Source organism: Mucilaginibacter gynuensis, assembly GCF_039541195.1.
Classification (GTDB): Bacteria; Bacteroidota; Bacteroidia; order Sphingobacteriales; family Sphingobacteriaceae; genus Mucilaginibacter; species Mucilaginibacter gynuensis.
Genome location: NZ_BAABFT010000002.1, coordinates 740,514 through 751,983, shown reverse-complemented (window position 1 = coordinate 751,983; position 11,470 = coordinate 740,514). Strand labels below are relative to the sequence as shown.

General features: G+C 44.0%; 13 protein-coding genes. 8 read left to right on the top strand and 5 right to left on the bottom strand.

Features of this window, described 5'->3' with window-relative positions; all coding sequences use genetic code 11:
- Positions 1-68: 68 nt before the first annotated feature.
- The gene (locus ABD894_RS06425; protein ID WP_345210166.1) at positions 69-407 is read left to right on the top strand and encodes a TfoX/Sxy family protein; all 339 of its coding nucleotides are present in this window, start codon (positions 69-71) and stop codon (positions 405-407) included.
- A gap of 33 nt (positions 408-440) precedes the next feature.
- Here the strand turns inward: ABD894_RS06425 and ABD894_RS06420 are convergent, their stop codons facing one another.
- On the bottom strand, positions 441-2,009 hold the full coding sequence (locus ABD894_RS06420; RefSeq protein ID WP_345210165.1) for a CotH kinase family protein: 1,569 nt from the start codon (positions 2,007-2,009) through the stop codon (positions 441-443).
- A 178-nt stretch (positions 2,010-2,187) separates the two neighbouring features.
- Between ABD894_RS06420 and ABD894_RS06415 the strand changes: the two genes are divergently transcribed.
- Both ABD894_RS06415 and ABD894_RS06410 read left to right on the top strand, forming a co-directional pair.
- Positions 2,188-2,670, top strand: a complete 483-nt coding sequence (locus ABD894_RS06415) for an Lrp/AsnC family transcriptional regulator (protein WP_345210164.1) — start codon at positions 2,188-2,190, stop codon at positions 2,668-2,670.
- Positions 2,671-2,705: 35 nt separating this feature from the next.
- Entirely contained in the window at positions 2,706-3,668 is a 963-nt protein-coding gene (locus tag ABD894_RS06410; protein ID WP_345210163.1) for an EamA family transporter, read from the top strand.
- 3 nt (positions 3,669-3,671) lie between these two features.
- Here the strand turns inward: ABD894_RS06410 and ABD894_RS06405 are convergent, their stop codons facing one another.
- Positions 3,672-4,208: a GNAT family N-acetyltransferase gene (locus ABD894_RS06405; RefSeq protein WP_345210162.1), complete on the bottom strand. Its 537-nt coding sequence runs from the start codon at positions 4,206-4,208 to the stop codon at positions 3,672-3,674.
- 54 nt (positions 4,209-4,262) lie between these two features.
- Between ABD894_RS06405 and ABD894_RS06400 the strand changes: the two genes are divergently transcribed.
- From ABD894_RS06400 to ABD894_RS06380, 5 genes are all read left to right on the top strand, one after another.
- Positions 4,263-4,748, top strand: a complete 486-nt coding sequence (locus ABD894_RS06400; RefSeq protein ID WP_345210161.1) for a GNAT family N-acetyltransferase — start codon at positions 4,263-4,265, stop codon at positions 4,746-4,748.
- Positions 4,749-4,906: 158 nt separating this feature from the next.
- Complete coding sequence (locus tag ABD894_RS06395; protein ID WP_345210160.1) at positions 4,907-5,647, top strand: SDR family oxidoreductase; 741 nt, start codon at positions 4,907-4,909, stop codon at positions 5,645-5,647.
- 487 nt (positions 5,648-6,134) lie between these two features.
- Positions 6,135-7,028 (top strand): pirin family protein, encoded by an 894-nt coding sequence (locus ABD894_RS06390; protein ID WP_345210159.1) that lies wholly within the window; start codon positions 6,135-6,137, stop codon positions 7,026-7,028.
- A 79-nt stretch (positions 7,029-7,107) separates the two neighbouring features.
- Complete coding sequence (locus ABD894_RS06385) at positions 7,108-7,713, top strand: GDSL-type esterase/lipase family protein (RefSeq protein ID WP_345210158.1); 606 nt, start codon at positions 7,108-7,110, stop codon at positions 7,711-7,713.
- A 46-nt stretch (positions 7,714-7,759) separates the two neighbouring features.
- Complete coding sequence (locus ABD894_RS06380) at positions 7,760-8,488, top strand: esterase family protein (protein ID WP_345210157.1); 729 nt, start codon at positions 7,760-7,762, stop codon at positions 8,486-8,488.
- A 178-nt stretch (positions 8,489-8,666) separates the two neighbouring features.
- On the opposite strand, the gene ABD894_RS06375 is transcribed toward ABD894_RS06380, so the two are convergent.
- The 3 genes from ABD894_RS06375 to ABD894_RS06365 form a co-directional block, all read right to left on the bottom strand.
- A complete protein-coding gene (locus ABD894_RS06375; protein WP_345210156.1) occupies positions 8,667-9,734 on the bottom strand; it encodes an NAD(P)H-dependent flavin oxidoreductase in 1,068 nt (355 codons plus the stop codon).
- 49 nt (positions 9,735-9,783) lie between these two features.
- Positions 9,784-10,194 (bottom strand): nuclear transport factor 2 family protein, encoded by a 411-nt coding sequence (locus ABD894_RS06370; RefSeq protein ID WP_345210155.1) that lies wholly within the window; start codon positions 10,192-10,194, stop codon positions 9,784-9,786.
- A gap of 158 nt (positions 10,195-10,352) precedes the next feature.
- A complete protein-coding gene (locus tag ABD894_RS06365; RefSeq protein WP_345210154.1) occupies positions 10,353-11,225 on the bottom strand; it encodes a hypothetical protein in 873 nt (290 codons plus the stop codon).
- Between the last annotated feature and the right edge of the window lie 245 nt (positions 11,226-11,470).

Genomic DNA, 11,470 nt, shown 5'->3' with positions numbered 1-11,470 from the left:
GTTCTCTTTTAATGTAAACTTAGTGTTTTACTGTTATTATTACGATACCTTAAAGTAAATGTTTAGTCATGCCAGTAAATGAACAGCTATTGAACCGTGTACGCGAAGCGCTTGAAGATTTGCCCGAAGTAGCAGAGAAAAGAATGTTTGGCGGGATCTGTTTTATGGTAAACGACAAACTGTGCATTTGCGTACGCAATACCGAAATATTGTGCCGTATAGGCTTGGAAACCTACGAAGATGAATGCGAAAAGAATGGCGTGGAGCTAATGGTGCTCGGTAAGCGGGTGATGAAAGGCTATGTACTCATCAGCCCCGAAGCTATGCAAGCTGCAAAGGATTTTAATTATTGGATAGATATTTCTTTGGTTTATAACAAAGTAGCAAAAGCATCAAAGCGCAGGTAAATTACCCGCGCTTTGATGCTCTTTTGGTTTTGGTTAGAATTTGCTGATCTCGCCGTCCATCCAAACCAGACGCTCATTCAGCCATTTTTTGAGTTGTTTAACTTCTTCCGGATAAGTGCCCATTACAAATTGATTTGGCCATACATATTTATTAAGTATTGGCCAGGTGATAAAATTTTGCCTTTGCGAAAGGTTGATCTTTGCTGATGTAGCATCAATATCCGTGAATATATCTTGTATAGCACCGTTACGGACAGCGTTCCAGCGGGCCTTAAATTTGGCGCGGAATGCAGGGTCCTGGAACAGGCGCGAAAAATATGGCCCTTCTTTTATCCACCAGCCGGTAGGGTGGCGCGAATCGCTATAATCGTTATTGCCTGCCGAAAGGTCAAAATCCCAAAGCGGACCCATGCCCAGTTTGCCACCCCTGTCTTTATAGTAAAATATGCTGCTGAAATCCCTCGCATCCACATTGCTGAAAATTTCCTGCACAATAAACCAGTTGATAAACGAGTCGGTATTGATGTATTTGGCGTAACCTGTGGTAGGATTGGCAAAATCATCACTGTACAAAGCCGTTTCAAAATCATTCATGTACTGTTGAATGTAATCTATCTGCGCCTGTGCAGGCGCATCCGGCGATTTAAAGGTAAGCGGTACATCTTTCTTATTGGTACGGAACCAGTAATCGGCATCAAGCCTGCCATCTTGCTCTAAGAGGTAACCGCCGGTAATTTCTTCGGCCGATGTATTGCCTTTTTTGAGTTCGGTAATTTCAACACGGCCCGGGTTCACTTCAACCTGCTCTGTCATGAGGTAACTGCCCAGGTAAGTGCCATTAAGCACTACATCTACATAGCGGGTATCGGGTGTGTAATTTGAACCTAACTTAGCGCCAAGGTCAAATGCTATGCTGGTACGTATCAGTGTTTTGTCGGAGTAATTGGCCAGCAACACCCAGTTTTTGGCTGCGGTAAGGCCCAGCATACTTGCCTTTTCGGTAAATTTTAAACGGTAAGGTTTTTTAGGATGCCCCCATGTTGAGTTACCACGACCTTTAATTTGCAGCGGAATTACTGTTTTCTCCTGCACAAAATTAAGGTTAGTATTGACTGACATGGTAGCGTTTACATAGGTATCCTTAGAATCTACCGGCGCGCCGCCTTCGGTTGTAATGGTGAAGATGGGCAAGCCTGCAAAATTCCGCACGGTAAAGTTGTAATTGCGGGTTTTGCCTTTTGGCGTGGTAAGGGTATATACCACCGGTTGCGAAAAATCAATAACGGTTGTGCCGCTTTGTACCAAGGTATCTTTAACGTTTACTTTGGTCGAAGCTGTTTTGATAGTGAAGGTAGCTACCAGTTTTTTGTTCTGTTGCAGGTTGGGCAGCAGGGCGGTTATCTCATTACCGGTAATGGTAGCGAAAACATCCCCGCTTATTTTGCCGGGGTTTTTGGCGGCTTCAAACTTAACCTGAACTAAGGCTGCCGAATCAGGGATTTCTACAGGTGGTTTTTCGGGCTCTATAACTTCGGCCTGATGTTCTTTTTTACAGCTCCACAAAAGGATGGCCACTAAGAGTAGTGTAAAGAATTTGTTCATATAGTGTTAAATAATTGGTGCATAAATATATAGATATAAATCATATTATTTATGATAAATGCTTTTAGTAATAATACTTGTGTCATCTCAATATAATATTGAAATAGTTTGTATAGAATTAAATTCATTTTATGGTTTATAATTTGAATTTAATTCTGTTTTTGAGTTATATTGCAGAATGATTAACGAAAATGAGTTTGTATTAGATAAGATAGACCTGCAAATACTGAATTTGATGCAGGAGAACTCCCGTATATCAAATGCCGATATAGCACGCGAGGTAGGTATGGCACCATCAGGTGTACTGGAGCGGGTAAAAAAACTGGAGCAAAAGAAGGTGATACAGCAATATACCACCCGCATTAATCCGGTGGCGTTACAGCAAAAGTTACTGGCCTTCATCTTCATCAAAGCCAATGTTGGGCCGGGCTGCGATAACCTGGTTACCGATGAAATTGCCAAAATACCCGAAGTGCAGGAAGTGCATCACGTTGCCGGCGACGATTGCTACCTGGTTAAGATACGTACCTATGATTCGGCATCACTGATGAACATTATGCGAACGCATTTCAGTCAGATCCCTAACATACAAAGTACGCGCACAACCATAGTGCTCGAAACCGTGAAGGAGCAGCAGCAACTGGTTATCCCGATAAAATAAATATCGTATTTAAATCACTACTAACCCAACCGATCATGACTACTCAAAATACAAAAGCCTCCACATTATTGGTGATCATCGCTTTCGCGCTGGTTTACGTTGTATGGGGATCAACCTATTTCTTTATACAAATAGCCGTAAAAGGTATCCCTCCGTTTATGATGGGCGCTATGCGCTTCCTCGCGTCGGGGTTATTATTATTTACCTGGTGCCTGTTTACAGGTAAAAAGCTGTGGATAGCTAAAAACAATATCCATTCGGCTATAAGCGGCGCGTTGATGCTATTTGGCGGAACGGGCTGTTTGATATGGGCCGAGCGTACTGTACCCAGCGCGGTTACGGCCATACTGGTATCGGCGGCGCCTATTTGGTTTATACTGATGGATGTTTCGCACTGGAAGGTGAATTTTAAAAATACTTATACCATAGTAGGCCTTATCATAGGCTTCGCGGGTATTATGCTGCTGTTTGGCGAGCAATTGAGCAAATCATTCGGGGTTAACTCAACAACGCATATTTCAGATATGATTATCCTCGTGATCGGCTCTATCTCATGGTCGGCAGGTTCGTTGTATTCAAAATATAAAGCCAGCGATGGCGAGGCCAGTGTAAATACTACCTGGCAAATGATAGCCGCGGGTGTAGCCTTTGTTCCGTTCAGCCTGTTACACGGCGAGTTTACGGGGATCGATTTTGCCGCCATTCCTGCAAGCGCATGGTGGGCGGTAGCTTACCTGGTAATATTCGGTTCTATTGTGGCCTTTAGCGCTTATGTATGGTTGCTGTCGGTACGGTCGGCTACGCAGGTGAGCACCTATGCTTATGTTAACCCGGTTATAGCGGTTATACTGGGCGTGGCGTTCGCGCACGAAAATATCAGCCTGCTACAAATTTTAGGGCTGGTAGTTATTTTGGGCAGCGTATTGCTTATTAACTTTACCAAGTACTTTAAAACAAAAACTGAACAGGTTTCGCAAGCCGAAATAGCAGAGGCGTAAGAGTCAGCCGCAGCAGCGCAAATTAAAGAGGGTAAATACATACAGGCTAATGTATTTGCCATCTTTCAGCTGGCAGTCGGGCAGGGTGAGGGCAGGGGCGAAGCCCAGTTTTAGCAAAGCGTTTTGGCTGGCTTCGTTCTCGCTTTCGGTAATGGCTTCAATATGCAGTAGGTTCAATTGCTCAAAACCGTAACGGATAATATAGGGTATCACTTCCTGTATAATGCCTTTTTTCCAATGCTGGGGCAGCAGCCAAAAGCCAAGCTCGGCATTGTTCTTATCGTGGTCAATCTCCTTAAAGCCGCAGCCGCCAATAATTTCGTCGCTATCCTTAAACCTGATAGCCCACCAAAGGCTGGTACCGGGCTCCATCAGCTTATTAAACCAATGCCGCCTGAACTCAATTTTATGAAAGGTTTTTGGTGAAACTGAAAAATACTTAATAACCTGATCGTTATCGATCCCGGTGATAACCTCTTTCTCGTCTTTAGCATTCAGCACATTTAGTCGGCACCTGTCAGTAAGTATTTCTTCAAACATAGGCTTATATTTATCAAAAAAATAGAGTAGTAATTGTAGGAAAATATTTTTAATATGGAAAAACCGGGGCAGCCCGACATCCTGCTAAAACCCCTTACCGAAGCCGATTCGGAGGCGTTTTATGATCTGTACGCCCTGCCTCAATTGCAGCAAAGTTTTGGCGGCAGTCCGTTTTTGCCTGGTGAAACCCCTGTAGATTTTACCCGCCGAATTATTGCTTCGTGCTTTTATATCCGGACAATTAGGGCTTCTGAAGCGCCAGAACGCATTATTGGCGACTGCGCGCTGCATCATCACAACCCCGCAGAAAGCTCCGTAGAAATTGGCGGCGTGCTTCATCCTGATTACTCGGGGCGGTCAGTGATGCGAAAAGCGTTCATTTTAACCATTTCATTTGCGGGCCAAATTCCAGGCTGCCGTATGGTGCGCGGCATCACCCGTAAAGATAACCTGCAAGCTATCCGCCTTTGCGAAAAGCTGGGCTTTGTAAAACAAGCGTCAGTTAAAGATGAAGTTGTGATGATAAAATTTCTGCCCTGATAATATATAATATATATACCAAGTGGTATATTTGCTTCGTCTACCCGATAGGATGAACATGAATTTTGACAATCATTCCATCGGGTAATTTTAAAAACAATAATATACCAATTGGTATATTATTAACAAGATATCACAACAACTAAAAAAAGAAGAAAATGAAAACTACAAACAACACCGTACTAATAACCGGCGGCAGCGCAGGTATAGGGTTTGAAATTGCTAAACAATTTGATGCGCTGGGCAACCACGTAATTATTACTGGCCGTAACGAGGAGAGGCTGAAGAAAGCCGCCGCTCAACTTAAAAACGTAACCGCCATTGTATCCGACGTTAGCAACCCTGCCGAAGTAAAGCAATTGGCAGATAAGATAAACGCCGATTTTCCTCAACTCAACATAGTGATCAACAACGCGGGCGCGGCATCATACTATAAATTGGATGATAACAGCGGCGCTTTTGAAAAAGCAGCCGAAGAAATAACCACCAATTACTTAGCTATCATTAACCTGAACGAGCAACTGTTGCCGTTGTTAAAAACACAGGCAGAAGCCGCTATTGTAAACGTTTCATCTATAGTAGCTTTTGTACCGGGTATTAACATACCAACTTACTCGGCAAGTAAAGCGGCGTTGCATTCTTATACCAGGGCTTTGCGCCATACCCTTCAGGACACGGCGATAAAGGTTTACGAATTAATGCCTCCTTTAGTAAACACCGATTTTTCGCAGGAGATAGGCGGCGAAAACGGTATCCCTCCATCAGTAGTAGCAACCGACTTGCTAAATGCTATCGACAACGACACCTTTGAGATCCACGTAGGCGGAACAGCCGATATATATAAACTGTACCTGTCATCACCTGAACAAGCATTGGCAGCTTTAAACAGCGGTCGCTAATTTTCTTTCCCCGTCAGCAAAGAGCTTCGGGCGAAAGCGGGCAGAACACCGGTGGCTTGTGCGCAAAGGCGGGCTTTGGAACTTGTTGCATGAGGGCAGGATAGAGAAGTTGGGCAAAAGTTCCGCCCCGGGTTCTGCACGCTTTGCAGGGATGGCTTCGTGCGGCAAAGAAGCCTTTTGCTGGACAAGCCGTTATTCGCTGTTTGTTTGTTTTTTATAGGTGCTCATGAGATCGCTTCGCTTAGTCTGTTACTTTTGGGCTCAAAAGTAATGGGGCACTGCGCCCAAGAGCAGACCAACTTTGATTACTGCAGAAACGTAGATATTACTTCGTGCCTCCAAATACTAAGTCATTCAATAAAAGAGCAGGCCTCACAAAGCCTGCTTTTTTATTGCTGTTGATTTTTTAACACAGCTTTTACGCTCCCGTTATAGCTATATACCATTTATGTAGTACATTGCAGCTTGTAGCTAAATAAAAACAGCCATGTCAAACATCAGCCTCATTATTGAAGAACGTCCGCGCGATATCGGTAATTTTTTGGTAGGCCGTTTGCTGCCTTTTAGCAGTAAACGTATGGTTGGTCCGTTCATATTTATCGATCACATGGGGCCGGTTAATTTGAACGAGTATCATAATATCGATATTCCCCCGCATCCGCACATCGGGCTTTCTACCCTCACTTATTTATTTGAAGGCAATATAATGCACCGCGATGGTCTGGGTACAGCGATTGAAATTGAACCCGGACAAGTAAACTGGATGACAGCCGGAAAGGGCATAGCCCACTCCGAGCGCACACCCGAGCGTTTGCGGCATTCGGATAAGCAAATGCACGGTTTACAAATATGGGTGGCCTTACCCAAGGAACTGGAGCAAATGGAACCGGCATTTTTCCACGCTGGCGAAGATGAACTACCCGCCTGGGAAACCGACGGTGTACAGTACAAGCTGATAGCAGGCAGTATCATGGGCAGGCAATCGCCGGTGCCGGTGTATAGTCCGCTGTATTTTTTGGAGTTGAAAAGTACGGTTAAACAAACCATCAGGATAGGGAATGAGCTGTATGGCGAAGCCGGGTTGTATATACTGGAAGGCAGTATTGAAACCGACGGTGTAAGCTATGCCCCTAAAGAACTACTGGTAGCTAAAAACAGCAGCCTGTGCGAGTTTACCATGGCCGAAAATACCACCATTTACTTTTTTGGCGGCGACGCGTTCCCCGAAGAACGCTTTATATACTGGAATTTTGTAGCCACCAGCCGCGAATTGATTGAGCAGGCTAAACAAAACTGGCGCGAGCAAAACTTTGCACCTGTACCCGGCGAAACGGAATTTATTCCGCTGCCGCCCGAAGCACAGGGAGTGAAGTTTAAATAGCGCATTATTTTAAATGTTATTTTGACGGTTTTATCCGCTGAATGCGATAAAGCTTTTTTATATTTGGATGTAACACAATATGTATTGGTACGAAGACGAGGTTAGACGGTTAGAAAGTGAACGAAGCAAATTAGGGTACAACCCTAAAGTGCTTTTTTATGGCAGCTCGTCCATGCGTATGTGGAGTACGCTGCAAAAAGATTTCGAGCCGTTTAGTCCGGTAAATTTAGGTTTTGGCGGATCTACCCTGGCAGGTTGCGTTTGGTTTTACGAGCGTGTGGTAGCTCCATACAAACCCGAGGCTATTGTGCTGTATGCAGGCGATAACGACCTTGGCGACGGGCGCAACCCCGAAGAGGTGTTTATATTTTTTAAGCAGTTCGCGGCCGATGTGCACCGCACGTTTGGTAGCATTCCCTGCTTTTTTATATCGCTTAAACCGAGTATTGCCCGCTGGCATTTGATAGAGAAGTTTAAATACAGCAACCGCATTATCGAGAGCCTGATAGTGCATCATTTTCATAACTGGCAATTTGTTAACGTATATAACCAGATGATTGATGCCAAGGGCTTTCCGAAATATGAGTATTACAGTAATGATGGGCTGCATTTAAACGCTAAGGGGTATGAGTTATGGAAAAACGCCCTCTACCCAAAACTTGCGGAAAGCATCAGGATTATTTAACAATAATGTTATAAACAGTGAGCATCTTTCAACATTAATATAAAGGATGAAAAGAGAATATCATAAGTGGTTCAGTACCTCGCTTCGTAAGAACATGGAGTTATTGATATTCGGGCACGGCGGTGTTTCTGTACTGTTTTTTCCAACACGCATGGCCCGGTTTTACGATTACGAAAACTGGAAGGTGATAGAAGCCCTGCGGCCCCGCATTGAGGCCGGCGAATTGCAGGTATACTGTGTTGACAGTATAGATCAGGAAAGCTTTTATAACCTCAATATCCCTCCCCGCGAACGTATCCGCAGGCATATACAATACGAAGGTTATATCGTTAACGAGGTGATCCCCTTTATTGATGAAATTAATACGGGCTCGTCGGTAATATCTGCCGGTTGCAGCATGGGGGCGTACCACGCGGTAAACCTCGCCTTTAAACATCCGCAACTGTTTTGCAAAGTAGTGGGCATGAGCGGCAGGTATGATGTATCGCAGCCTATCAAAATGTTCCGCGACTTGTTGGATGGTTATCATAACGAAGATATTTACTTCAACATGCCTAACCAGTACATCAGCAATCTGTACGATGAGGCCTTGATCAACCAGATCCGTAAGCTGGATATTATTATAGCCGTAGGCGAAGAGGATGCGTTTTTGGATGATAACCGTTACCTCAGCAGCGAGCTATCGAAAAAAGGCATCAACAATTCCCTCTATATCTGGAACGAAGAAGCCCACAGGCCTAAGTACTGGCGGCACATGGTGCAGTTGTATTTTTAAATACGGTATACTACGGTTTAGGTTTTTTAAATTGCTGAGAATTATTAAAGTATGATTGTCATTTCGACGAGGAACGAGGAGAAATCTTCTTCATCAAACAAGTAGCAGATTTGCAGGGTGAAGAAGATCTCTCACTGCGTTTCGAGATGACAGCGCGTAAAAATTATACGGCTATATTTCAAAAAACATCCAACATCTCTGCCTGTTTAACCAAATCCAGCAATATTTCGGCACTGGGTTTGGCCTGTGCTTTATAGCCCGATTGCCCGGCCCACATATTAATAAATTCAATATTACCTGTGGCAAGGGCTAAATTACGTAAAGCCATAACCAGGCTATACTGAACGGGGTATGGTGCTGCTTCAATGCCCGATGCTTCCAATTCAGTAATTAACGTATTTCGTAAACCGCGGGCCCATCTGCCCGAGATAGATCGTGTGATCATGCTATCCGTTTCCACGCTGTTTTGTAAGGCTGTTTTATATGCCGCAATGGCCATACTTTCATCACTTGCTATAAACGTGGTACCTACCTGCACGGCTTTTGCACCTAAGGCGAAGGCTGCTTTAATACTGCCGCCATCCATAATACCGCCCGCGGCAATTACAGGTTTAGTAACCCTGCTAACAATTTGCGGTATCAGCGACATCGAGCCAACCATCGGCAGCGGTTCATCATCTAAAAATGTGCCCCTGTGCCCACCCGCCTCAATGCCTTGCGCTGTGATCATGTCAATATTTTTGGCTGCTATCAGTTCCGCTTCCTTACTTGAGGTTGCCGTACCTATAAGTATGGTGCCTGCCCTTTTTAAAGCCTCAATGCTATCGTTGTCAATTATCCCGAAGGTGAAACTAACTACAGGGATCTGCTCTTGTATTAGTATCGCAATCTGATCTTGATAGGTATAATATTCAAAACTGTTTACGGATTGTTCTTCAAAATCCAAACCATGTTTAGCGGCAAGTTGCTTTATAAAATTTTGTATCGGTTTTACCTGCTCTTTGTTGGGCATGGCATTCGCGTTAGCAAATAAATTAACAGCAAAAGGTTTTTGAGTTAATGCCTTGGTTTGATGGATGAGCGCACGAGTTCTGTCTACCGATAAACCACCTACAGGTAATGAACCCAGTCCGCCATTGTTTGATACGGCCGCCACCATTTCGGGCGTAGTAACGCCAAGCATAGGCGCCTGAATTATAGGGTATTCAACATTAAACAGTTGGGTAACTTCATTCTTCCGGTTCATAGTAAAAAAGGCTTTACAACGGGGGTAAATATACCGCTAAACTGTGGTATTAAAGTCTGCGGTCTTCCTCACCTATAGCCAGATCATTGATGCTTGCGTAGCGTTTTTGCATCAGGCCGTTCTCGTCAAATTCCCAGTTTTCGTTGCCGTAGGCTCGGTACCATTGCCCGGTATGATCATGGTATTCGTATTCAAAACGTACGGCAATGCGGTTTCCGGTATAAGTCCACAGCTCTTTTTTGAGTTTGTACGATTGTTCTTTTTGCCACTTGGAGGTTAAAAATTGCACTACTTCCGCACGGCCGTTGATAAATTTATCGCGGTTGCGCCATTCGGTATCAATGGTATACGCTAATGAGACCCGGTGCGGGTCCTGGCTGTTCCAGGCATCTTCGGCCAGTTGAACCTTTTGGGTAGCCGTTTCAAAAGTGAACGGTGGTAAAGGGAGTTTTTGTTCCATAATAAAAGTAAAGCTATGTAAGTGCCCGCAATTATTTATGGTACTGTTTACTTATTGTGTGGCAGTTAATGGAGATATTTTGTCGGTTTAAATCTATTCGCAGTAAAAAAATACCAACAGGCGCAATTACTGCGCCTGTTGGTAAGGGATATAATTGATTAGTTTGCAGGAGCATCAACAGTGGTTGAATTAGTTATTTTCCATACACCCGGGGTAGGGAAACTTACGCCCTTAGTGTTGCCGCGCACACCAGCATCGGTACCAAAATGGTACAGTGGGTGACCTTTATAAACCAATTGCGATTTGCCGAATACATCTATCACGTCAAACTGTGTTTTATCCAATATCGATGGAATGCTGCCTACAGTGGCTACCTCGTAAATAGGCCATACCGCGTTGTTTGAAAAATCGGGTTTGGTGAAGTTGTTCTTCTTGAATTTATCAGGCGCGAAATCATATAGCGTTTGGCCGTTTGCATCGGTAATGTATTGGGTTACTTCGGTAGCAGGCTGGCTTTGGCCGTTGTAGTTAACGCCATCGTGCCCAACCAATTGTTTATTGGCCAGCATTACGGTATAATCTGCCTTGGCTACAAACCAGGTGTTGCCAACCTTATCGCCCTTTACATCATTGGCCTGGCTATCGCTTTGGTAGTAGTAAAGCGGCCAGCCTTTGTAAGTGGTTTGCTTGCTGCCATCGGTACGGGTAATAACGGCAAAATCGGCAGCGTTAAGGCCGGTGCCCATTTCAGGGTTTTCTTTGTAAAAAACAGGCCATACCACGGCGCATTGGCCGTTACAGTTGGAGTTTCCATCGGCATCAATAGCGAAAAAGTAAAGCGAGCGGCCTTTACTATCCGTAATGATATTACCGAAAGTGGCGTTCTGCGTAAGCTTTACGCCGGTTACTGTTGTAGGTTCATCGGGCTTGGTATTGTCGGTATTGTTTGAATCTTTTTTGCAGGCCGAAGCGAATGAGATAATAACCGCCGCAATGGCTGCTATCATCAGTTTGTGATGTGTTGATTTCATTTTAGTTGAGAAAATGTGATTAAAAATTAAATTTTATAAAGTGAGTACGCCCTCAAATCAGGATGGGTTGCCTGTGTCTGTAAAAGAATTTTCAGAAAGTATTTATGTGGCTGTAAATCAATATTATTAATTTGTAAAACCTGCCCACAATATTATTACAACTCTTGGTTGTTTTTAATTTATTGATATACAGTGATATGTGGCTATGTCGAAGCAATGGCCAGTCTGAATATTACTTTTTTCAA